The sequence below is a fragment of the Aporhodopirellula aestuarii genome (assembly GCF_023701485.1).
In the GTDB taxonomy this organism is placed as follows: Bacteria; Planctomycetota; Planctomycetia; order Pirellulales; family Pirellulaceae; genus Rhodopirellula; species Rhodopirellula aestuarii.
Map to the genome: position 1 here is coordinate 1 of NZ_JAMQBK010000045.1, position 23,363 is coordinate 23,363.

Sequence of the window (23,363 nt, forward strand, 5' to 3'; positions counted from 1 at the left end):
CTCACCGATGGAGAGGGGACCCGACGAATCGGGCCTCAGACGCGAAGTTGGCTTCGGTCGGTTCACCGCTTCCTTTCCCGTTTGTTGTGTTTCCATCTCGAAAAGGTAATCGCATGTCCGTTTGGGACTCGCTACGCAGATTGATCGCGCCGCCGAATTCAGGTCGGCCGGATCATCTCGCAGCGTCCGAGCACACGCCATCGCATCGGCAGCGCCCTTTATCGGCAGTCCGACTCAAGAAACAACTCGACCTTTCGTGGTTGACTCGGCGTCGTACATCAACCCCCGCAGATCTCTTTCGCTATCTCGGCGATGGTGTTTCATATGAGCTCAGTCAGCGTGAAACGGACCAAGAGCGTTTATCAGCTGCGGGGCTGCCAATGCTTCTAACTCCGGAACAACTCGCCGGCGCGATCGGATTCTCCGCAAGAAGGCTTCGTTGGTTGGCATACCATCGCGATGCACAAGCGTCGTGCCACTATGTTCACTTTCGCGTTCCCAAAAAGAACGGCGGCACACGATCACTCGCCGCCCCGCGGCCTCAAATTGCGGCGTGTTGCCGTTGGATCGATCACGAAATCTTGCGATTGATTCCGCCACACCCCGCCGCACATGGATTTGTACTTCGCCGCAGCACCGTAACGGCTGCAGAGCCTCATGTCGGCCAAGACGTGATCGTCAACATGGACCTATCCGATTTCTTTCCGACGATCACTTTTCCGCGTGTGCGTGGATGGTTCGCATCACTCGGATACAGCCGCCAAGTCGCCACGGTGCTCGCACTGCTCTGCACGGAATCACCTCGCACGCCCGTCGACGTCAATACGAGCGATATAGGTGGCCAGAGCAGCCCGCGTCTGTGGCTGGCAACGGGCTCGCGGCAATTGCCACAAGGGGCCTGCACCAGCCCCGCGATCAGCAACTTGGTCTGTCGATCGATGGACCGACGACTTACGGGCCTTTGTGAAAAATTGGGATGGAAGTACACGCGGTACGCGGACGATCTCTCATTTTCGACGAGCGAGAAGGGCGAGTCGCAGATCGGATATTTAATCCATCGCGTCAGCGGGATTGTCCGCGACGAACGTTTTGCGATCAACGATTCCAAGACGAGAATTCAACGACGCAACAATCGGCAATCGGTGACAGGTTTGGTGGTCAATGATCGCGTGAACGTACCGCGCGAGACGGTTCGTCGTTTGCGAGCAATCCTTCACCATGCAAAAACGGAAGGACTCGCCGCACAAAACCGTGACGGACATGACGATTTCTATGGTTGGCTCACCGGGATGATCGGATATGTCCGCGCCGTCGATCCGGTCAAAGGCGAACGGCTACAATCGCAATTGGCGGAAGTTGTTCAGAAGGAAAAGACAGCATGAGCCTGCCGGTTAGTGACGTATTCGACGCAATCAACCAGGGCAGCGTGGTGGTGGTTTCTTCATCGGACACGCACGCTTTGACATCCGATGATGAGACTCGCCTGCGGACGCTGATTACGAACACTGATCGCTTGGCTCGCCTGGACGCTCCCGGTGAACCGCCTGCGTTATGTTTGCGGAGTGCGTATTGGGCGGCGCAGACCTTGCATTTCCTTTGCCGCACGCTGCTCGACCGGATCGAAACGGGCACTGAGTTACCGCCTGATCTGGTCGCCAGCCAACCGGCAGGTCGCACGGCCGACGAACATTGGTCGGTCGACCTCGTGTTTCGGGTTCTCGCTGACGTCGATCGACGTTGCGCGGGAGCCAATCAGCTCGATCCATTACGGAAAACGATCGCGGACCTCGCCCGGAAGTGGCCGTTGTCGGCGGTCGGCATCAGCGGCGAGTCGACAGCCGATAGCATGAAGGTGGTGTTGTCGCACACGTCGCTGCACCGCATCATGGTAGATCGAATCGTGACACGCGGTGACACCGAGCGGGCGAAATTGCCGTGTTTCGCTGACGCGATTGCCGCCACCGCCCCCACAGTCATTCCAGACGTTTAGATATCCCGATGTTCGTTCTGAGGAACCGTTCTGATGTCGATTGCCGCATTGCATCAAGTGTTCGACGAGACCCGACGGTTGGCGATCGCGGGTAGCAATCTTGCTGCCGACGATTTCCGATTGAAGAAACTGATTCCGGTATTGAACAAGAGCGGAGCGAAGGCTCCGGTGTTCGCAAAGGTTGCCGAGAGCGTGGAGCGATTGATCAAAGCCAATCCAAAAGAATCAGCGGCAGCTCTTCTCGATCTCAGTTCGCTGGTGATGGCGATCCTATACACGCAAGGTGAACTCGGCGGCCAAGGTCGGATCAAACCGATCAAAAGCATCGGGATCCCGCTGACAAAAACGCAAACGCCCGCACGACTGCTCAAACCGGTTATCGACGCTCTCACCAGCGGCGGGTCAGGACGCCTCGAAACGGTCCGTGAAGCCTATCAACAGGGCGTTTTTCAAGATCCGCGATTGGTCAATCACGCGATCGCAGGTCTCGACGATCGATATTCGGAGATGGCCGATTTGATGGAAAAGATCGTCGGTGATTATGGCCCGTCAATCGTCCCGTTGATTGAGTACGCGATCGCTATCAAAGGTAAGAGCGGTGACGGCCGTCGATTACGCATTTTGCATCGTCTTGCGCCGGCGAAGGCACGACCGATGGTGCTCGATGCGTTCGAAAACGGATCGAAAGAAATGAAACTCGCTGCGATTGCGTGCCTCGGCGACGATCCCGCAGATCTCGAACTGCTCATGCAGCAGGCTGGTTCGAAACAACGCGATGTTCGCGTGGCGACTTACTCTCGTCTCGCGTTGTTTGACACACCTGAAGTCAACGAACTGCTCGTCAACGGGCTCCACAGCAACGAATCGTGGCAGGTCGCGGCGGCAATTCGCGAGACTCATTCGAAAGCTCGAACAAAACTTGTCTTGGATGCCTTAAAAGGTGTGCTCGCGGAACTGCAGTCATGGATCGGAAAATCCAAGCTGAGTGCCGCAGACAAAACCAAAGTCGATCAACTTATCAACCAGTTCGATTGTGGTTGGGCATGCTTCACTCATCGCAATGATGCATCGCTGCAAAAGTTTGCAAAACTGATTCTTGATCAATGGAGAGATTTGCTGACGCTGCGCGGAAAGAATTCGACTGGAACCGAAATCCTGAATTCGATCGTGAACTGGGCCATCGACCAGGGCAAGCCTTCCCACGTTGGGCTCATCGCGAGCCATCACGCAGACGCGCCTGAGGAATTACTCTCGCTGTGCTTGCGCGCGGCCATTCAGAGTTACACTCCCGAAATGGTCTATGAGGAATTCTCACCTCTGTACCGACAACTAGCCGAATCCAAGCCGACCGGAAAGAAGACCGCCAAAGCGAAACAAGAGGAATCCAAGTATCAGCATCTCCGAGAGACGATTGAGAGTCTGGGTCGCGATAGTTTGTTTGGCGATTGGTCCTGGAACGACACCGAAGACGGGAACCAAAGCGGTCAAAAGAAAAGCGGCGTTCGCCTTGATCCACGATGGCTAAAAGATTTCATGCAGTGCGGCGACGTGGAGTTGTTGGTTCACAGTGTTTCGGCAAAAGATCGCGAAGCACTCGATTATTTAGCCGATCATCTGACGCAACAGGTCAACAAGAAATCGATCACGTTCGAAGATCAGTTGGCCGCCTATAAGCTCTCGATGTGCAACTACAAAAAGCGGTGCGATACGATGATCACGTTGATCGGTGGGCTAAGCGACGAACGTGTCAAGATCAAGAAACGCAAGGGTTATCATTACTTTCAGCACACGCACTGGATCGCCAAAGCGATCGACTTGTTCACTTCCGATGAACGCAAGAAAGTCGCCAAATCACTTTCGAACATCGATGAAAGTTTGGTTGACGAACTGCTGCCACATCTTCAATAATGTCTGCCAAGGTTGCACGCATAATCGATCAACTTCTTCGCTTATCAAGTTCTGGATTGTGACGCAGCCGAGTTGCCGCGACGGTCGCCTGGAACGGTAGCTCCTGATGCCGAGAGGACTTCGGCGAGGCGTCTCCACATCTGAACGATCTTTCGATAGGCGATGAATGATGCGAGCAAGCCGATCATTCCGGCGACGATCGCAATCAACATGAAGCGTCGCGATTGACTTTCACTGAAGATCAACAATGCTGCGCCGACGAGCGGAATTAAAGCGGCGATGAGCAGGTACGATTCGCTTTGCGAGATAACGCGTGCGGCGTTGCGATCGAAATCCGGGTCCTGCATCGTGGGACGAATCATTTTGGGATAGTAGGCTCCGGCGCAGATCAATCCCAATGAAAAGAACGGATAGATCATCGCAACGCCGCCACAGATCAACGAGGACGCAAAAAGATGAATCGACTGACTGGTCGTGAACCCAGGGAAACGCTGCCCGAGAAGATACGGCATCAACACGCCCGCGAAGATCCAGCATCCACCGCTGATCAACGCGGCGAGGTGTCCGAGTTGCAACGTGGCGTTGAGATCGGAATGGTCGACGGCATGACCAGCGTATGCGGTCCGCAACGCTCGCACCGGTGCCCGCGTCAACACAATCACCAACAGGGCGGCGATTGGAAAGAATGTCAGGTTGATTTGATAAGAGAGCCGGACAAGCCCCTGTTGCGTCTCCGGTGTCATGATCTCGTTCATGTTGTAGAGAAAATGGAATCGGCCGGCGGCCATGTTGGGCAAGAGGATGACCACGATCGTGACCCACCAAGGAGACCGTCGCATCAACCAAGCGGTCCAAGAACGTTGGTTCGGCTCGAATAGTTCAGCCGCCTCAGGGTACAAAGCCAACCGCAGACTCGCAGCCATCTCCGAACCGCTCGATGGCCGCAGCGCCGGATCAAACGAGAGAGACTTGCGAAGCACCGATTCGAGTACCCGTTGCGAGGCGGTATTGTCGCGCGCGGGCGATTTAAGTTCTTCCGACCTGGCGTCGAGTTGATTGCTGACGGCTTGTGACCATGAACTGGCGGAACTCGCACAATTGAATGGCCGCTGGCCTTGCCAAAGCTCCCAAAGCAATACGGCCAAAGAATACAAATCGGCGCGTTCACGAACGTCTTCCTTCGGCGCCATCAGGTTGGCGGTGATCGCCCGCAGATGTTCGGGAGACATGTAGCCGACCGAACCGCCGAGGGAGCAGGCGGCGCCGGCACGCCCTGCCGCACCGGCGAGGCTGACATTGAAATCAGCAAGCTGCGGAGTGCCTTCCGCGGTGAGCAAGACGTTGGCGGGTTTGACGTCGCGGTGAAGCACCCCGGAATCGTGCGCGGTTTGCAGGGCATGTGCCAATTGGATCCCTACCCAAGCGACGAGTTTGGGCCATTCCGCGTCATGAATCCATTCGCGTACGACTGAGTTATCGGGAACGACCTGGGCCGATGCCAAGAGGTTTTCATCGACCGAGCGCAGCAGCAGTTTTCCACGCAATTGGTTGCGATGAGTCGCTTTGACTTTCGTAATCACATCGGCGAGCGTGCCGCCGGGGTGAAACTGCATGTAGAGAAGATGCAGCGGCGGTTCATTGAGAAAACGCTGATCGAAAACGCGGATGATGTTGGGATGGTCAAACTGCGACAGCGCCCGCGATTCTCCATCGTTGGCGTCGGCAACTTTTTTCCATCGCGATACCTTCAACGCGACCAGCCGCGTCATGGAAATTTGTCGGGCCAGGTAAACGTGTGCGAAGGCGCCTTTGCCGAGCAATTGAATAATCTCAAAATCGTCGACGCTGGTCCCTGATTTGATCGGCTCAGGTGGTTGCGTTTGCTCACGCGGCATGGAGGTTTCGCAGACGCCGAGCAGCGGGGCGAGCGAATCGGCGAACTGCGGGTAACGCTGGGCGAAGGCATTGAACTCGGGTTCGCGGCCGCACTCTCGCTGCAACTGGATTTCCTCCATGACGAGATCGAGCGGCGTCGTCGCGGGGGAGATCAGGTCAGGCAGAGCGGCGTAGTAGTCGTCGAGCGGGCGCGGGATTCCCGAATCCATCGCCATGGTCATGTGCAGTTTGATCAATTCGACCAAAACGAAATGGCGTGATTCGGGATCGGTTTCAGGCAGAAACGCGAGCAGAGCCGCAGGCGAGTCCGAGTACTCCGATTCTGCTAATGCCTCCAAGGAAGTGAGCATGATCTCATCGAGCGACTCGCAGTTGTCGCCCGGATCGATGGCATCAGGTGAGGATCGGGGTGGAGCATCCATATCGATCGTTATAACCCATCACCGGCAAAATGACCTCGCGACTTGAACAAAAAGACATCCGTTCGCAGGGTTTCGCCATGCCGAGCGACTTCACTGTTTTTGAAATTCGTGGGATAAAAAGTTCATGGTCCGATCGAGGGATGTCGACGCGGGCTCCGATACCATCGAGTGCGTAAGATGGTGCCGAGGCTGGCTTAGCACCCTAACCCTATTATCACCGTGGAACACTCCGGCCATGCGTTGCAATAGATCACTGTGGAGCCTCAGCGGGATCGTCGTCATGACGCTCACCGGATGGCTCACTCTCGGTGCCAATCCGGCATCCGCCATAGAAGGCACCGAACTCAATTCATCCATCGGGATCTGGGCTCCGCTGCTGCCCGAACTCGCCAACGACTCAGGCGATTCGGTCGGGACCGTTCTCGGCCTTTCGGGGCATCACCGCTTCGACGGCTATCGAACGAGCATCGAATCAGGTGTCACATACGGCATCTCCGACTCGGCCGAAATGATCGGTGTTGATGTGTTGCTGCGCGACACTTGGGACTTTGGCAACCATCATCTTTCTGCGGGCTTCGGCTACAGCATGATGAACTGGGACCAAGACACCGTTGGGCATGACATCCAGTCCGATTACCAAGGTGCCAAAGTCGTCACCGGCTGGCAAACGGCATTCGGTCGCACGCCCGTTTGGCTCGACCTAACACTGGGTCTGTACGACCTTGATGGTAGCTATGTCGGCGACGACGGCGCCGGCGGATTCAATACCGGAACGATCGGTGACTTCACCACCACGTACGGTTTCGATCTAAAAACCGATTTCGATTGCTTCGGAATCCCGGCCCGCGCTGTCTTCGGATTGAACTACATCGAAGACTTTGCCGCTTGGCAAGCTGGCCAGATGACCACCGACGACGCGGTTGTCCTGAACGGCTCGATCGAGTTCCGTTTGTACTAAGCCGCACGTGCGAGGTTGATGGTTTCAGAATCGGCAGCCGGACCGCTCAAGCGAGTCCGGCTAGCCAGGACTGAACACCGATCGACGGAGCGATCGGCAAACCAGTCAACTTGTCTTTCTAAATTGGCCAATCGGCGGTTGATCAGGAGCCTGCCTTGGGCAGGTCCGAGTGGGCGTTGGGGCCGAAGTAGCGGAGTCCGACGAGCGGTTCGCTGCCGAGGTTTTCGATTTCGACGCCCTTGGTGGCCGCGACGTGCGAGATGAAAACTTCATCGGTCGTGTTTTCGCCAAAGCGGATCATCGCTGGAGTTTGCAGATCGAGTGATCCCATTCGGCCACGACCTTGGACCGTGATCCAACTGCTGGTCGCACCGTCCTGCAAGGTGCACTTCGCGCCGGGCTGGATCGTCAACTCCTTGGCACTGAAGAGTTGTTGTCCGTCGACGGTGCCGTAGACGATCCACAAATCCTCGTAGCCGTCACCGCTGCGATTTTCGTCGCGGACCGGTTCGAGATAGTTGCTGTTCTTGAAATGGGTGTCGACGTTCTTGTCCCAATCCAACTGACCGACAATGAAGTCGAGGTTTTGGTGTTTTTCTTCGGGCATGTCTTTGACGAGCAACGACCACGGGACGTAGCGGCCTTCGACGATCGACTGATACATGCCGAACACGTCGCTGCCCCATTGGGGTTCGTACGTGCACAATGAACCGGGTGCATGCAAGACGCCCGGCGGGATCAACCAACCGGTGCCGCGTTTGAGCCGGTAGGCACGGCTGAGATCGAGAATTCCGTTGTCACCGGCGTTCCAGTTTTCCAGGCATCGACGGACGTCCTCGGGCTGCGTTCCCGGTTCGAGCCCCATGAACGTGTAGGCGAAGTTATTGTCGACGTTGTTGAGTTGTGGCGGGAAGTAATAACTCTCCGGCTTGCCCTCTTGGCCGACGAGTTTGGCGTCCTCGAAGGATTGGTGCATGTGGTGGGGGATGGGGCCCATGTTGTCGAAAAACTTCGAGTACACCGGCCAACGTTCGTATTTTTCAAAAATCGACTCGCCAACGAGGTCAGCACCACGCTCGGCAACGGCGTCCTTGAGCAAGAATTTTTTCCCTTCGAAAAGGCAAAAACTCAGCCCTTCGTGCCACACCCGTCCTTCATTGGCCGCCTCGGTGGTGCTTCCGAACCATCTTTCGTCGATTCCGCCCCGATCGGCACCGAACCGGTAATAATCGCCAGGGTGCAGTTTGATCCGGCGGCCGGGATGCAAGAACGATCGGGGGACCCAAGTCGGTGTCAAACGTAAAAGACCGTCACCCGCATCCATTGCCGAATCGAGTAACTTGGTGACACGGTCACCTTGCACGAGGCCTTCAGCTAATTTCACGTTGCTCATCTGGTGAGTTCCGCTAACGGATTTGCAAAATAGGTGGGAGGATCGGGGGCGGCTAGGATCGCCGCGGTCGATAGAATACCCGGATTGTCCCCGAACGCACCAGAACGCTACGGATTAAGCGAACAGAATTCACCTTACGCATTTTTTCAACCATTTGCACCTGTGGCGACTCGAACCAACCGGCGCGCCGCTGGGTGGTTTCGGTATCATTCGCCGCCCATAGATACAACAGTTCACTTTCACATACTCTCAGCCCCCATTCCCGTCATGCCGACCGAATCCATCGTCGTACGAACAACAGAAGACCGCGAAGAGCGAATTGAGTGGGACGAATCGAGCCCGCTGAACCTGACGATCGAAACCCGCGTGGGAGATTTGACGATCCGCCGCGGAGTTTTCCGAGGTGGCGTCAGCGAAGGCGTCGAGATCATCCGCATGGCCAATTCCAAAATGCACGTCGACATTCTGCCGACGCGCGGCATGTCGCTTTGGCGGATGCAGGCGGAAGGAGTTCGCTACCAGTGGCAATCGCCCGTGGTCGGCCCGGTTCACCCCAATTACGTCGACGTCAGCGAGCCGAGCGGTCTGGGTTGGCTGTCCGGTTTTGACGAACTCGTCGTTCGCTGCGGGCTCGAAAGCAACGGTGCCCCCGAACACGATGCCTCCGGACGACTGGTCTACCCGTTACACGGACACATCGCCAACACGCCCGCCGACGCGATTTCGGTCGAATTTGATGAAGCATCAGGACGGGCCGAACTGGTCGCAGAAACGATCGAAGCACGGCTCTTCTTTAAACGTCTGCGGATGCGAACCCGGGTTCGAATTCATGCCGACCGCAACGACGTCGAACTGCTCGATGACGTGACCAACGAACTTTCCACGCCTGCGACAATGCAGATGCTGTACCACGTTAACATCGGGGCTCCCGTGCTCGGCAAAGACGCCCGGTTGAACATTGCGGTGGAGGAAGTTGCTCCCCGTGACGACCATGCTGCCGAAGAAATCGACGACTGGGAACGGTTCGATGGTCCAACCTCTGGCTACCGCGAACGGGTCTACTTCGCCAAACCGATCAGCGATGAGTCGGGAATGGCACACGCCATGCTCGCTGACGCAAAACGGGCTCGCGGGCTGTCCGTTCGCTTCAAGACATCGACGCTGCCGTGGTTCGTGTTGTGGAAAAATTGCGCCGAGATCGAAGACGGTTACGTCGGTGGTCTCGAACCGGCTACCAACTTCCCCAACCCCCGCAGTTTTGAGCATTCGCAGGGACGGACCGTTGAACTCGGTCCTGGTGAAACCGAATCTTTCCGCGTCACGCTCTCGCCGCTGACTACTGCAGCGGCGGTTCAACAAGCCGGCGACGCGATTCGTAAAATGCAAGAAGATCAGTCGATCGAGGTCGTCGTATCGCCAACGCCTCGCCCCCATTGGAGCGTTGGTGTTCCAGGCGACGGACAAGCAAACGGCGACAACTGATTCCAGAACCAACGGCGGAACAACAGCATGAGTGAGTTCGAGTATCTCGGCCCGTACAAGATCGGCAAAGTCATCGGCCGCGGTGGAATGGGCTCGGTCTACGAAGCCATCCATGCGAAATCGGGCGAACTTGTCGCGGTCAAATTGATCGCCCAACACGTTGCCGATGACATGCGTTTTCGCCGACGCTTTGACGCCGAAATCGAAACGCTCCGCCGCCTCCGGCATCCGGGCATCGTCCGTCTGATCGCGTACGGCGAAGAAAAAGGGCGACTGTTTTACATCATGGAATTGGTCCACGGTGAGTCGCTGCAACAACGCATCCGAGATGTCAAACGGATGGGATGGTTGCCAGCCGTCGACATCGCGATTCAGATCACGTCCGCGCTCAAGCACGCGCATGATATCGGTGTCATTCATCGCGATCTGAAGCCCGCGAACTTGTTGCTGACCGAAGACAACCACGTCAAACTCGTTGACTTTGGAATCGCCAAACTGTTCGGCTATGGCGAGCAAACGCTCGCCGGTTCGGTACTCGGCACCGCTGATTACATGGCACCCGAACAAGCCGGTGATGGACCGATCACACCGCGTACCGACCTGTATGCGTTGGGCAGTGTGATGTACGCGATGATGGCTGGACGCTCGCCGTTTGCCGGTAAAAAACTCACGCAGGTGATCGAGTCGCTCAAACGGGACCGCGCCGTACCGCTCGACCTGATCAACCCCGAAATCCCGCGCGAAGTGGTTGAGATCGTTCATCACTTGCTCGAGAAAGACCCCAAACAAAGACCGCCCACGGCGCTGTCGGTATCCAAACGGCTCAAGGCAACTCGTGCGGGTTTGCAGCGTGAGCGAACCGTGGCGTTAGAAAACGACATCACGAGAAGCGGCATCGTCACACGTGACAGTTCCGACGATCCGTCCGATACCCAGCACTCTCATCTAACCGATTCGTCCAACATTCGAAACGCTGATACGGCAAATAAGCCGTCCGACGACGTGGATGTGACGACGGTGAAACCCGTCTCGTTACTCGATGACGGCGAGGATAAAACGAAGAATCGTGATGACCTCGCGACCGCGGCCACCGTGCCTCCAGACAGCGCGACATCAAACAACCCTCGCCTCGATTCTCACGACACCGACTTCGAAACCGAGTCGCCGATCGTTCCGACAGACAGTTTTAAAACGATCGCTACCGAAGAAGCGGAATCCGGATACTTTGGTCCCGAACCCGCGGTCTCGCCGGCTCACCACTGGATGCAGATTGCCTCCATCGCGGCAATGGTCGCCATCCTGGCTGGAGGAGTCTACTTGTTTGTGAGAGCCGTCCAAGTTCCGTCCGCGGATACCATGTTTGCTTCGTTGCAATCGGCTGAACAAGAGGGCGATCTGACGCTCAACTCGACCCTCATCGACCGTTTCCTGGAGTCGTATCCCGACGATCAAAACGCCGAGCAGGTGCGGAAATGGCAACGGCAAGCCGAACTCGAACAAACAATCAAACGGCTGTCCGCCCGGGCACGCCGCGTCGGAGGCGTTGCCAAACTCGATCCGGCATCACAAGCGTTTGTCGAAGCGATGAAGCTGCGTGAGTCATCTTCCGAAGAGGCCCAGACTCATCTTCACGCTTGGCTCGATGTTTTCGCATCGGACGACGTTCAATCCGATTCGCGGGAACTCGCTCGACTGACTCGTCTCGTGCGTGACGAACTCGATCGGCTCGAGTCGGAAGATTCACGCGAGCTGGAAGGCGACTCCCGGGTTGCGATCTTGCTCGAACGCCTCCAAGCAAGTGAAAAGATGAACCCGGCGGCGAAAACCAACTTGTTGCGGGGGCTCATCCGGCTCTACCAAGACGACGCCTGGGCACGTCCGGTAGTCATCCGAGCGACCGAAATGCTCGCCGCTGAGAATTAAACACGGCAGCCATAAGGTGCAGGCGGCAACACCCGCCATCAGCCACACAAAGCCCGCAATCGGCACAAATTCCGCGAGCGGTAATCTCTGCACATGCTCTGCAATCCGCCCCACTCTTTTGACGAGAACGGTAAGTAGGGCAAGCCCCCCGCTGCGAAACAAACTGTTCACGGAATTCCTGCACATCCGCCGATCTAATACAAGGATCACCCCTCGGTGGAACCGTGCAAATGATGGCACGTCTTTAGCAATTTACTAACAAGGATGTTTGAATGAATTTACGGCGGAACTCAAACGCTCCATCACGACGGCGTCAGCTGCTCCTGCAGTTGCTCGCGGTGGCGTCCATTTCGGGAGGCAGCGTGATGGCTGCCGACTCATCAGGCACTCAACTCGTCAACGCAATGGTTCAAGACTGTTGCCCACCGGCAGTGGTGTCACCTTGCTATCCCGGCGAATACGGTGCTCCGATCGTAGACGATTCGGCGACCTCGTCCGAGCCGATGCCTGCGGCACCGCAACCGGACATGAATTCACAAATCGACAGCCCGATCACGGCCAATGCTGCTGCGAACACTTTCGCCAGCAGCGCCGCGGCGACATCGTTGGCCAGCACGACGGGCAGCGGCGGCGGACTCGATGCGCCAAACATGCTGGGCGACTCGCCCGGATATGGGCCGACGTTCGGCGCCTCATTTCCGTACACCGTAGGTAGCCCCGCTATCTTGCGTTTCAAAGTAAGCGAGAACGTCAGCCCGATTCCTCAGGATCGAGTGTTCTTTGCGTACAGCCATTTCGATGGCGCATTGAACGTCAACGGTAACGATTCCACGTACTTGGGTCGGTACATTTTCGGTGGAGAAAAGACCTTCCTCGACGGTCTGTTCTCGTTCGAAATGCGGGCATTGATTTCCGACGGATTCGATGCGCAACAGCAAGCAGCCACTCTGCAAAGAGCGGGTGAATTCGGCAACCTGCAAATGTCACTCAAGAGTCTGTTGTACTCAAGTGATACGTGCATGGTCGGTGGCGGATTGACGCTCAGCGTTCCGACCGCAGATGATCTTGAGATTGGAACGACAACCATCAAGAACGAAACGGTGTATCTGGCTCCGTATCTCGGGTTCGTCAATACTCCGAACGAAGATTGCTTCTTCCAAGGTTTCATGCAAACCGACTTCGCACTCGGGGGTAACTCCGTGCTCGATTCGGTGGCCCCGGCGAACAACGGTGTGTTTCAAGATCAACACCTGTTTTACGCCAGCCTTTCGGCAGGTTGCTGGTTGCTTCGTGACGATAGCAGCAACGCACACATCAACGGCTTAGCCGCGATGACCGAGTTGCACTACACGACCGCGTTTAATGAGGGCGACAACGTCGCAACCACCAACGGTAACTTACGAGGCCCCGGTAGCGTTGACCAAGTCAATACAACCGCCGGTATCGTGATCAACAAAGGTCAGACCAACATCCGTATCGCTGGTAGCGTGCCGTTGGATTGGGAAGACCGCTTCTACGACAGCGAGTTCCAAGTTCAGATCAACCGCCGGTTCTAGAACTTTGTCGATGGCGGCCTTCCGTGGCCGCGTAGTGGGGTCGTTTTTGATGGCATTGGGCTGGACGTTCTCGAAGAGCGTCCAGCCTTTTTTGCTGCGCACTCGAATATTTCCTGCTGTGAAAACCGCCCCCTCTTGCGACCATGCGGTCTGTTACAATCGAGGGAGCAGGGGTTGCTCGCGACCTCGTCGAGCCACCTCGATCGCGACGCCTCATTCGTTCCGACCCGATCTTACGGCGAACTAACGCAGCAGGAACAACGATGACTCATCAAGACCCGCCCGGCCAACCTCAAGATCCGAACCATCCCGCAGGTGCCGGCCCTTATTCCGCGGCTCCCTACACGACGCCGATGCAGCCCGCGACGCCACCGCCCAAAAAGAACTCGACTGTGCTAATTGTCGGTCTGATCGCGGTTGCCATCTTGCCCGTGATGTGTGTTTGCGCGGGACTCTTGTTGCCCGCAGTGCAAGCCGCGCGTGAGGCCGCCCGCCGGATGTCGTGTAGCAACAACATCAAACAGATCGGGTTGGCGATGCATAATTATCATTCGATCTACAATTCGTTGCCGCCTGCCTACACCGTCGACGCCAACGGCAATCCGCTGCACAGCTGGCGAACCTTGCTGCTTCCATACATGGAACAACAAGCGTTGTATGAACAGATCGACCTGACCCGGCCGTGGAACGATCCTGTCAACCTTCTTTTCAGTGAGATGGTCATTCCAACCTACCACTGCCCTTCATCGGGCGAGACGTCGAATCTGACAACCTATGTAGCCGTCGTTGATTCAACCGGCATGATGACCGGCCCAGATCCCGTGGCTTTTCGCGACGTCACCGACGGGCTGAGCAATACACTGTTATTGATGGAGACGTCGCCTGATTCGGCGGTCCCCTGGATGAGCCCGCAAGACGCCGATGCCAGTGATTTCTTGAATCCGGGAGCCGGGCCTCAATCTCACCCTGGCGGGGCGCACGTTCTGATGGGGGACGGAGCGGTGAAGTTTGTTACCGACAGTGCTGACGTCTCGATCCGGAAAGAAATGATCAATCGAGCCGATGGATCCGGCACCATCATGGACGACGTAACACTCGGTGAGGGTGAATCAGACGACGAAGTTGGATATCGGCATCGCCCCAGCGGTGCGGTTTTCTCAGCACCTTCGAGTGAATGGATGATGGCCACCGGTGCGGCGGCAGCCAACTACAACCCGATCGCCAACGCCGCCGTCATTCACAACGGCAACGCTCAACACGGTGAGCGAATGGGCATCCTGATTATTGAGTCGCTCGACGAGGAAACACTCCAAGCGATCGAACTCGACGAACTTGCGAGTAACCTTGCCAACCAAATGGCGCTAGCGAACAAGAAGCTCGAGTCGCTTGAGGAGATCGTTGATTACGGCGTTCCGGTGGCTCGGTACACGATCGTTGGTGATGTCGAAGACGCCGGTCGACTACGGTACAATTGTTCCGTATTCGTAAAAAACGGTTTCCTGTTCCAGATCGTCGCGTTCGGACTAGCCAAAGACACTCCCGCCGGCGACCCCTATCTGGCATCCATCCACGCGGGCCTGCGATATCCGTAATCCCGCCGTCCGAAGTCCATACGATTGATGCGAAAGAGGCTCGGCGTCCCACAACCACATTGAGGGATCATAGCGGTGCCGACAGCCACACTGGCGCGATTTGCCTTCCCTTAAGGGCTTTTGCAACCGATAGTTCACCTTGTCAGTCAACGTTGACCCTCGCCACGAGATCATTAACCCCCGCGTGGCTGGGCAAAGCGTGTTTCCAAGGTACCCATCACAATCGTTATGCTGAACTTTTTTCGTCACCAATCTAACTCCATCAAAAACGATGTTCTGTCCGGGTTGACCGTCGCACTGGCGCTGGTCCCCGAAGCAATCGCATTCGCCTTCGTTGCGGGTGTCTCCCCCCTGATCGGTCTTTACTCCGCTTTCTTCATGGGTCTGATTACCGCCGTCGTCGGTGGCCGTCCCGGCATGATTTCGGGTGCGACCGGGGCAATGGCCGTCGTCGTGGTCTCGCTCGTGGCCCAATACGGGGTCGAATATCTGTTCCCGACCGTGATCCTGTGTGGGTTGCTACAGATTGCCGTGGGTCTCGGCAAACTCGGAAAGCTGATTCGAATGGTTCCGCACAGTGTGATGCTCGGTTTCGTTAACGGTCTTGCGATCGTGATCGGGCTGGCACAGCTGGGCAGCTTCAAAACACTTTCGGAAACCGGCGACCTGGTGTTCCTCGGCGGCGCCCCACTGGCCGTCATGCTGGCATTGGTCGCCCTGACGATGGCGATCATTTACCTGCTACCCAAGCTCACTTCAGCGGTCCCAGCCTCGCTCGCGGCAATCCTGACGGTCACGCTACTGTCGGTCGCGATCAACCATTCGATGCCGACCGAGGACGGCAAAAACATGCTGGCAACCGTGGGTGACATGCTGAAGACGAACACGCAAGCGGCATTGATCGCCGATACCCGCCAAGCGTCGCCAATCGCCCCCACAGTCACGAGCGACAAAAATGCAACCGCCGTCACGGCAACGCTAATCAGCTCGCAAGCCGCATCGGTCGATGACGTCGTCCGTACCAACATCGACAAACTCACACCGCCCGACGAAGTCACCCCGGAGGTCATCATTCCTGAAGTCGAATCGGGAATCAGTGGCGGCTTGCCGATGCCGTTCTTTATGCAGTACGAGGTGCTCGCCCCACTCAACTTGGAAACACTTCGGATCATCTTTCCGTTCGCGATCGTGTTGTGTGGCGTCGGTCTGATCGAGTCGCTAATGACGTTAACGCTGATTGACGAGATCACTGAAACTCGTGGTCAAGGTAACCGTGAGTGCATCGGCCAAGGCGTCGCGAACTTCGTCTGCGGTTTCTTCGGCGGAATGGGTGGATGCGCGATGATCGGGCAATCTCTGATCAACGTCAACTCGGGCGGGCGTGGACGTCTGTCAGGAGTCACCGCTGCGGTCTGCCTGCTCGCCTTCGTCCTGTTCTTCGCTCGCTGGATCGAACAAATTCCGATGGCTGCCCTCGTGGGTGTGATGTTCATGGTGGTCATCGGTACGTTCGAATGGGCGTCGTTGAAGATGTTCCGCCGCATGCCTTCGAGCGACATGTTCGTCATGGTGCTGGTCGCGGCATACACCGTGTTCATGCACGACTTGGCCTCCGCCGTGATCCTCGGCGTGATCGTTTCGGCTCTCGTGTTCGCATGGCAACACGCCACCCACATCGCCGCGGACGTGAAGTTCAACGAGTTCGGCAGCAAGATCTACCAACTCCACGGCCCATTGTTCTTTGCCTCCGTCACTTCGTTCAAAGACATGTTTGACGTGTCAAATGACCCCGAAGACGTCGTAATCGATTTCTATTACACGCGCGTGTACGATCAATCGGGAATCGAAGCGATCAATTCGATTTCGGAGAAATACGTCGCCGCGGGCAAACGCCTGCACCTGACTCACCTGAGCCAAGAATGCCGCGACTTACTTGAAAAAGCGGGCGACTTGGTTGAGGTCAACGTCAGCGAAGACCCTCATTACCACATCGCGACGGATCGCCTCGGCTAAACAATCGCCGATCCAATTCGCCAGCGAATGTTCTTTTATCCCCGTCACGAATACCGACTAGATCGCATCGTGACGGGCGATCACGTTCTCAGTGGTCGTCGTCATGCTTGACGAGGCCGCTCGGCAATGTCCAATGCCACAGCAACACGAACAGCCCCGTGAAAGCGTAGCCGCCGACGTACTGCAAAACCGCCGGCAGCGACTCCGCCGGTAGTGCCAAAGGGCTATCGCTCGCGACACCAAACGGAACGAACAGTCGGTTGCCTTGCAGCGGCGAATGGATGATTCCGAAGAAAGTTAACCCGGCGCAAAGAAACAACACGCCAGCGGCAAGCTTCATCTTGTGATCGATCATCGACGCGAGCATCCACGCCCACAACAGCCCAGTGACGATGAACCCGTTGCTGAGCATGCGTAGCGTTTGCAAGTCATGCTTGAGCGGTCCGCCATCGAGATCGCTCATCGACACGCCCGCGGAAAACATTGCGGCGTCACCAAAGATCCGATCCGGCAAACTCACGGCGAGATAGGCGAGTGCCGGCAAACAGGCGATCGCCACAGCGGCGTAATGCCGCTTCGGTGTCGCAATGAACGTTTGCGAGGTGATCTCCAGCCCCACGAAAACCAAGATCGGGTACACCGCCGGCGCCGGAATCCAAGCGTTCAACCACGCGAAATAGCCCACCGTCCCGGCCGTCCCGATCAAGATCGCCGTGGCTAACGTGTACGCCGCTCGCCCGCCCATGGCTTTGTACGCAGGATGTCCGATGTAAGGCGTCGTCTGGATCACGCCTCCCGATAGACCAGCGATCAAAGTCGCAAGAGCTTCGACTCCGATCACCACCCGAGCATCATATTCGTCGCCCGCCGATGCCGCGCTCTCGGTACAGTCGATCCCGCCCACAACGGTTACAAGGGCAAACGGCAACACGAACGGCAGATACGGAATCGCATCGGGTAACGCATCGATCCATCCGCCCCGCCAACTCGACATCCACTGCACGGGAAACCACTGGATCGCCACCGACTCGGGGAATTCATAACCGAACACTCCCAACCCGCACATTAAATAGTACACCCCACCGGCGACGATCAACGCCCCCAGCGTGCCTGGTGTCCGCCCCGGCAACGGTGCGTGCCCGATCAGCGTTCCCATCACGATCACCAATGCCAAAATCCCTGGAATTGGTGACCCGAGGATGTGCGTCAGCGGGAAAAAGCTGATCAAGATCAAGGCGATCGCGGCGAGCGACCCGAGCAAGCCGGCTCGCGGCACGATCGAACGCACCCACTGTGAAAACGGAGCGCACACCAGTTTGACGATGCCACAGAACACCACACACCAAATTCCGATGTGCCACGTATGCAATGCTGCATTGGTCACATCCATTCCCGCCGCCTGCGCCGCGGTGAACGCCGGACCGAGCACTAATAAAATCATGCCGAACGTCGACGGCGTGTCCAAACCCAACGGCATCGCCGTGACGTCCGTGCGGCCCTCACGCCGTGCCAGCGACAACGCAATCAGAAAGAACGCAAAATCCCCTAAGAAAACGCCAAGAGCCGTCCCAGGAACCATGTACGCGACCGAAAATTCGGGAGGTAACCCGAACCCGGCCAACAACGCAACCATCAACAGTAATCCCGCCAGATTATCGAGCATCAATCCGAAAAACGCGTTGATGTCCCCCGTCGTCGCCCACCAGAACCGAGTTGGTGTTTCGTCACTGTCTGTCATGAAAGATTCCTAAAGGGGCGTTATTCCATCACGATGCCGGAGCACTGATTTGCGCCAATTGCTCTGCGTCGATCACGCGGATCGAACGTTCCGAATCCACATCCAGAACACCTTGTTCATTGAGCCGACGCAACACTCGCGAGAACGTCTCGCTGGTAAGATTGAGATGATTGGCGATGTCCTTTTTCGGCCCCGGCAGTTTCAACCGCCCCATCCGATCGCAGGGCACATCGCACAACAATCTCGCCACCCGCTCCATCGCATCGCGCAATACGATGTCATCGAGCATTTGAACGAAATGCCTCACCCACAAGGACATGCTCGTAAGCATCTGGCGGCACAGCTCATGGTTGCTCGCGAGTTCTCGGTGCAACGCATCGATCGGTATCAAGACGCAGCGAGTCCGCTGAACCGCGGTCGCGTTGGCAGGCAACGGGAAATGACCGAACGCGGCAACCTCCGCAAACGATTGCCCGGGACCACACAGATGCAACACGTGCTGTTGCCCCCGCGGCCCCACCCGGAAAACGCGGACTAAGCCCGAATCGACCAAGTAAATCCCTGGGCATTCTTGGTCCTGACTCATCACACGATGGTCTTGCGGGAATTCCATCGTCAACGAAATCGCTGCCAGGGCTGATTGGTGGCAATCGTCGAGACCGCCAAGCAATTCGCTGGCGCGGATCACTTCTTCGCAGCTTCGGGAAATAATTGGATGTGACATGTAAAAAAGCTTACTTGATTTAGATCAAGGCGGTAGGCACCGAGGAAGCGTATCATCCCGAACAGAATTTCAAAGTGCTCGCTGATTACGCAGCCCGATCGTGCGCTATACAATTTCAAAGAGACAGCTCCTCATCTTTCGATCGATCGCCGTGCAGGACGTATGAATGACTTCGCAACATTCCCCAACGAAGTCCTCAACCGAGGCCGATGAATCGCCCCCCAAACCCGCAACGCCGCGGCGAAAGCTGGCTTTCGGTCAAGGCTCGATCATCTTCGTGATCTTCCTCGGCATGCTCGCCGGTGTCGGCACTTTTACGTTCGGCTATGGCAAGGGTGCCAGCTACCTCAGCAACAATCCCCAGACGTGTGTGAATTGCCACGTGATGCAGGAGCATCTTGATTCATGGCAAAAAAGCAGCCACCACCACGTCGCTGTTTGCAACGATTGCCATTTGCCGCATCACCCAATCGGAAAATGGGTAACCAAGGCTGACAACGGGTTCTTCCACTCACTCGCCTTCACGCTCGGCGACTTCAAGAATCCGATTCAAATCAAACCACGAAACAAACGGGTCACGCAGAGCACATGCGTCTCGTGTCACTCGGACTTTGTACACTCGATGCTGCCTGAAACTCGCGGCGGCGACATGCAATCATGCGTGCACTGTCACGCCTCAGTCGGCCACGCCGGTCGCTGATCATTCACGATCGAATACTCAATCGATTTATCCACCTTCTAGCAATCACCCCACGCTTCAAGAACGGTTTCACGACGATGGCATCTGAAAATCAACGCAGCTTTGGTTGGCTCGCTCTCCTGACCGCCTTGGTCGCTCTCGCGACGGTAGGCGTTGTGGCTTTGCTCGTGAACATTTTTGAACGCAAGCAAGAAGCTCGCAAACCGTTCGTCCGATTGGTGGAAGTCAACGAAGTCAGCACGGATCCCAAACCGTGGGGCGTGAATTTTCCGTTGCAGTACGAGAGCTATCTACGGACTGCGGACACCGAACGAACGGAGTACGGCGGCAGCAACTCGTTGCCACCGAGCAAACTGGAAAAAGATCCGTGGCTCAAACGATTGTTCGCGGGATACGCATTCAGCATCGACTACCGTGAAACCCGCGGACACGCCTACATGCTCGGTGACCAGCAAGTCACCAAACGCGTCACCGACGTCCAACAAGCCGGTGCGTGTCTGCACTGCCATGCGTCAATCATCCCAACCTATCGCCGTATCGGCATGGAAAAGATGGGCATCGAACCGACCGAAGAAAAACTCGGCGAAGCGTTCGCTCAAGAAGCCGTCATCGAAGGCTTCCGCGCTGTCAGCCGAATGAAATACGAAGAGGTCGCCGCGGAACTCATCAAAACCCCTGACGGCACTACGGAGGCCGCCGAGGGAGATCCACACCTTGGCACCGCCCACCCAGTCTCCTGCGTGGATTGCCATGACCCCGAAACCATGTCGATTCGGGTCACCCGCCCCGGATTCATCGAAGGTATTGCCAAACTCGCTCGCAGCGACGATCCCGTACCGCACTTGCCCAGCATCACTCGCTGGCGGGAATCAGGAGCCAGTGAGTCCTACGATCCGAACATCCACGCCTCTCGTCAAGAAATGCGTTCGTTTGTCTGCGGCCAATGCCACGTCGAATACTACTGTGCCAACAAAATGACCCTAACGTTCCCATGGAGCAACGGGCTGAAGGTCGAGGACCTCGAACAAGAATGGGAAGAAACCGAATTCCCAGGCGAAGACGGCACCCTCGGCGGTGGAGGCGAGTTCTACGACTACGTCCACAAAGAAACCGGGACGAAAGTCTTTAAGGCACAACACCCCGAATTTGAGCTATGGAGCCAAGGCATCCATGCCCGCGCCGGTGTCAGTTGCAGCGACTGCCACATGCCCTACGAGAAAGAAGGGGCCACCAAAGTCAGCAGCCACTGGGTCCGCAGCCCGATGTTGAATATCAACAAAGCGTGCCAGACCTGCCACCACGTCTCTGAATCAGAGCTGCAAGCACGCGTGGACACGATCCAAGACCGCACCCGAGCCCTGATGGACCGCGCCGCTGTCGCCATGACCGACATGCTCGACGCCATCATCGCCGCTCAAGAAGCTGGTGCGTCCGAAGAGGACCTCAAACCGATCCGCGACCTACAACGCAAAGCGATGTGGCGTCTGGACTACATCAGCAGCGAGAATTCCAAAGGATTCCACGCCGACCAAGAAGCGGCGCGAATCCTAGGCGAATCCATCGACTACAGCCGCCAAGCCCAAGCGGCCGCCTACAAACTCTCAGCGGGTACCAAAGCCAAACCCGAAGAGGTAGCCGCGGTGGAGTAAAGACCAGACGCTCCATATCGCTCCACGCTGAACCACCCCAGACGCGGGAGCACGGCTTTTCACAACGCGTGAACCACAACGCGACGACTGAACACAATCTTAGGCGAATTCGTACGTCGTCCTACTGTTCTACGCTGCTGGCTTTCGCGCGGGCCCAACGTATTCATTAGTGTCGAGATCCATTCAGTCTGAGCCGCCTTTCTTGCCTCCGCCACCCCAAGTATCCGTTGTCATCCCCGTTTACAACGCGGAGGCTTTTCTAGCCGAGGCGATTCAAAGCGTCATAGATCAAACGTTTGAAAACTGGGAACTGATAGCAGTCGACGACGGCTCATCCGATCGATCCCTCGAAATACTGCACGATTTCGCCGAGAAAGATCCACGCATACGCGTCCTTCCAAGAGAACACGCAGGGATCTGCAGCACACGGAACGCGGGTATTGATGCTTCCCGTGCGAAATACTTTGCGGCGCTGGACAATGATGACGCGATGGCCCCCACGCGTCTGCAGATGCAGTTCGACTTCCTCGAATCTCGCCCCGACTACGCGGCCGTGGGCACCGCTGGGCTCTTGATTGACGTCGATGGAGACCCCATCAACGAACGGCATTTTCCAACGTCGAGCGATGACGTCGAGGCCGAACTGCTAGCAGGACGCAACCCACTTATGCAGTCAAGCATGATGTTCCGGCGTGAAGCCGTTATTGCAGCGGGAGGCTACCAAGACGGAAGAAACTATGCGGAAGACTACGACCTCTTCCTGCGTCTAACCGAAAACGGAAAGATCGGCAACCTGAGCGATGTACTAATGCGCCAACGACAACACATCTCACGAGCAAGTGCCGCTCATTACGAAGACCAGAATCGTGTCGTCTTGCTCGCACTCAAAGACGCCTACACACGACGCGGATTGACGCGTGAGCTTCCAACAATCGAAGGCTCCTGGCACCCAACGACTCCGACCGACTACCACATCCGCTGCGCCAGCGACGCGTGGGACGCCGGCAACATACAATCCGTCCGCAAACACGCCCGCGCCATCCTACACCAAAACCGCCTGTCCCCTCGAGGAATCGAACTGTATGGACGCACCTTGATGGGACGTCGTCTTTACAGCATTTTTGCGATGGGCAAAGCCATCCTCCGCCCCTTGAAGAATATCCGATAGCCGAATTCCAGAGCTTCTCCCTAGAAAAAAACTGGCTCATCCGACTGACGGGTGCGCGAGGCTGAGTGCGATCGAAAGTTCGGCATATGGAGGTAAAAGCGTGGACATGCCATCTTTCAAGGAGATTTCTCACGTCTTCTTTGAAAAACGCACATGTCCACCACCTTGTTGTATCAGTCCTTTGGCATCCGTGGCTACCGGCAGACCCGGATCGAGTGCACCGGAGGTGTCACGCGATTTCATGTCCAGCC

General features: G+C 56.7%; 16 protein-coding genes. 12 read left to right on the top strand and 4 right to left on the bottom strand.

The window, feature by feature from the left end; all coding sequences use genetic code 11:
* Positions 1 to 113 precede the first annotated feature (113 nt).
* Genes NB063_RS17230 through NB063_RS17240 form a run of 3 tightly spaced genes read left to right on the top strand, consistent with a single transcriptional unit; the run spans position 114 to position 3,898 of the window.
* Positions 114 to 1,382, top strand: coding sequence for a reverse transcriptase family protein (locus tag NB063_RS17230; RefSeq protein ID WP_250929991.1), 1,269 nt, complete (start codon positions 114 to 116; stop codon positions 1,380 to 1,382).
* The gene (locus NB063_RS17235) at positions 1,379 to 1,990 is read left to right on the top strand and encodes a hypothetical protein (protein ID WP_250929992.1); all 612 of its coding nucleotides are present in this window, start codon (positions 1,379 to 1,381) and stop codon (positions 1,988 to 1,990) included. The genes NB063_RS17230 and NB063_RS17235 overlap by 4 nt, the downstream gene beginning before the upstream one ends.
* 33 nt (positions 1,991 to 2,023) lie before the next feature.
* The gene (locus NB063_RS17240; RefSeq protein ID WP_250929993.1) at positions 2,024 to 3,898 is read left to right on the top strand and encodes a HEAT repeat domain-containing protein; all 1,875 of its coding nucleotides are present in this window, start codon (positions 2,024 to 2,026) and stop codon (positions 3,896 to 3,898) included.
* 44 nt (positions 3,899 to 3,942) lie between these two features.
* On the opposite strand, the gene NB063_RS17245 is transcribed toward NB063_RS17240, so the two are convergent.
* Complete coding sequence (locus NB063_RS17245; RefSeq protein WP_250929994.1) at positions 3,943 to 6,216, bottom strand: serine/threonine-protein kinase; 2,274 nt, start codon at positions 6,214 to 6,216, stop codon at positions 3,943 to 3,945.
* A gap of 235 nt (positions 6,217 to 6,451) precedes the next feature.
* On the opposite strand from NB063_RS17245, the gene NB063_RS17250 reads away from it, so the two are divergent.
* Positions 6,452 to 7,174, top strand: a complete 723-nt coding sequence (locus tag NB063_RS17250) for a hypothetical protein (RefSeq protein ID WP_250929995.1) — start codon at positions 6,452 to 6,454, stop codon at positions 7,172 to 7,174.
* 142 nt (positions 7,175 to 7,316) lie between these two features.
* Here the strand turns inward: NB063_RS17250 and NB063_RS17255 are convergent, their stop codons facing one another.
* Positions 7,317 to 8,567 carry a cupin domain-containing protein gene (locus NB063_RS17255; protein ID WP_250929996.1) on the bottom strand — a complete coding sequence of 417 codons (1,251 nt, stop codon included), beginning with the start codon at positions 8,565 to 8,567 and terminating at the stop codon, positions 7,317 to 7,319.
* 267 nt (positions 8,568 to 8,834) lie between these two features.
* On the opposite strand from NB063_RS17255, the gene NB063_RS17260 reads away from it, so the two are divergent.
* The 5 genes from NB063_RS17260 (at position 8,835) to NB063_RS17280 (ending at position 17,133) form a co-directional block, all read left to right on the top strand.
* Positions 8,835 to 10,049: an aldose 1-epimerase family protein gene (locus tag NB063_RS17260; protein ID WP_250929997.1), complete on the top strand. Its 1,215-nt coding sequence runs from the start codon at positions 8,835 to 8,837 to the stop codon at positions 10,047 to 10,049.
* Between the two features lie 27 nt (positions 10,050 to 10,076).
* Positions 10,077 to 11,972 carry a serine/threonine-protein kinase gene (locus NB063_RS17265; protein ID WP_250929998.1) on the top strand — a complete coding sequence of 632 codons (1,896 nt, stop codon included), beginning with the start codon at positions 10,077 to 10,079 and terminating at the stop codon, positions 11,970 to 11,972.
* A gap of 272 nt (positions 11,973 to 12,244) precedes the next feature.
* Entirely contained in the window at positions 12,245 to 13,528 is a 1,284-nt protein-coding gene (locus NB063_RS17270; RefSeq protein ID WP_250929999.1) for a hypothetical protein, read from the top strand.
* A gap of 263 nt (positions 13,529 to 13,791) precedes the next feature.
* On the top strand, positions 13,792 to 15,120 hold the full coding sequence (locus tag NB063_RS17275; protein ID WP_250930000.1) for a DUF1559 family PulG-like putative transporter: 1,329 nt from the start codon (positions 13,792 to 13,794) through the stop codon (positions 15,118 to 15,120).
* Positions 15,121 to 15,348: 228 nt separating this feature from the next.
* Positions 15,349 to 17,133 (top strand): SulP family inorganic anion transporter, encoded by a 1,785-nt coding sequence (locus NB063_RS17280; RefSeq protein WP_250930001.1) that lies wholly within the window; start codon positions 15,349 to 15,351, stop codon positions 17,131 to 17,133.
* A gap of 88 nt (positions 17,134 to 17,221) precedes the next feature.
* On the opposite strand, the gene NB063_RS17285 is transcribed toward NB063_RS17280, so the two are convergent.
* Both NB063_RS17285 and NB063_RS17290 read right to left on the bottom strand, forming a co-directional pair.
* Complete coding sequence (locus NB063_RS17285) at positions 17,222 to 18,871, bottom strand: permease (RefSeq protein ID WP_250930002.1); 1,650 nt, start codon at positions 18,869 to 18,871, stop codon at positions 17,222 to 17,224.
* 28 nt (positions 18,872 to 18,899) lie between these two features.
* Positions 18,900 to 19,595, bottom strand: coding sequence for a Crp/Fnr family transcriptional regulator (locus tag NB063_RS17290; RefSeq protein ID WP_250930003.1), 696 nt, complete (start codon positions 19,593 to 19,595; stop codon positions 18,900 to 18,902).
* Between the two features lie 166 nt (positions 19,596 to 19,761).
* On the opposite strand from NB063_RS17290, the gene nrfH reads away from it, so the two are divergent.
* The 3 genes from nrfH to NB063_RS17305 all read left to right on the top strand — a co-directional run bounded on the left by nrfH (position 19,762) and on the right by NB063_RS17305 (position 23,112).
* On the top strand, positions 19,762 to 20,295 hold the full coding sequence (nrfH, locus tag NB063_RS17295) for a cytochrome c nitrite reductase small subunit (RefSeq protein WP_250930004.1): 534 nt from the start codon (positions 19,762 to 19,764) through the stop codon (positions 20,293 to 20,295).
* A 77-nt stretch (positions 20,296 to 20,372) separates the two neighbouring features.
* The gene (locus tag NB063_RS17300) at positions 20,373 to 21,944 is read left to right on the top strand and encodes an ammonia-forming cytochrome c nitrite reductase subunit c552 (RefSeq protein WP_250930005.1); all 1,572 of its coding nucleotides are present in this window, start codon (positions 20,373 to 20,375) and stop codon (positions 21,942 to 21,944) included.
* A 169-nt stretch (positions 21,945 to 22,113) separates the two neighbouring features.
* Positions 22,114 to 23,112 (top strand): glycosyltransferase family 2 protein, encoded by a 999-nt coding sequence (locus tag NB063_RS17305; protein ID WP_250930006.1) that lies wholly within the window; start codon positions 22,114 to 22,116, stop codon positions 23,110 to 23,112.
* Positions 23,113 to 23,363: the final 251 nt, after the last annotated feature.

Coding starts and splice junctions, on each gene's coding strand:
- NB063_RS17255 (WP_250929996.1), bottom strand. CDS start 8,567: ATGAGCAACGTGAAATTAGCTGAAGGCCTCGTGCAAGGTGACCGTGTC.
- NB063_RS17260 (WP_250929997.1), top strand. CDS start 8,835: ATGCCGACCGAATCCATCGTCGTACGAACAACAGAAGACCGCGAAGAG.
- NB063_RS17265 (WP_250929998.1), top strand. CDS start 10,077: ATGAGTGAGTTCGAGTATCTCGGCCCGTACAAGATCGGCAAAGTCATC.
- NB063_RS17280 (WP_250930001.1), top strand. CDS start 15,349: ATGCTGAACTTTTTTCGTCACCAATCTAACTCCATCAAAAACGATGTT.
- NB063_RS17240 (WP_250929993.1), top strand. CDS start 2,024: ATGTCGATTGCCGCATTGCATCAAGTGTTCGACGAGACCCGACGGTTG.
- NB063_RS17230 (WP_250929991.1), top strand. CDS start 114: ATGTCCGTTTGGGACTCGCTACGCAGATTGATCGCGCCGCCGAATTCA.
- NB063_RS17275 (WP_250930000.1), top strand. CDS start 13,792: ATGACTCATCAAGACCCGCCCGGCCAACCTCAAGATCCGAACCATCCC.
- NB063_RS17290 (WP_250930003.1), bottom strand. CDS start 19,595: ATGTCACATCCAATTATTTCCCGAAGCTGCGAAGAAGTGATCCGCGCC.
- NB063_RS17235 (WP_250929992.1), top strand. CDS start 1,379: ATGAGCCTGCCGGTTAGTGACGTATTCGACGCAATCAACCAGGGCAGC.
- NB063_RS17300 (WP_250930005.1), top strand. CDS start 20,373: ATGGCATCTGAAAATCAACGCAGCTTTGGTTGGCTCGCTCTCCTGACC.
- NB063_RS17250 (WP_250929995.1), top strand. CDS start 6,452: ATGCGTTGCAATAGATCACTGTGGAGCCTCAGCGGGATCGTCGTCATG.
- nrfH (WP_250930004.1), top strand. CDS start 19,762: ATGACTTCGCAACATTCCCCAACGAAGTCCTCAACCGAGGCCGATGAA.
- NB063_RS17245 (WP_250929994.1), bottom strand. CDS start 6,216: ATGGATGCTCCACCCCGATCCTCACCTGATGCCATCGATCCGGGCGAC.
- NB063_RS17270 (WP_250929999.1), top strand. CDS start 12,245: ATGAATTTACGGCGGAACTCAAACGCTCCATCACGACGGCGTCAGCTG.
- NB063_RS17285 (WP_250930002.1), bottom strand. CDS start 18,871: ATGACAGACAGTGACGAAACACCAACTCGGTTCTGGTGGGCGACGACG.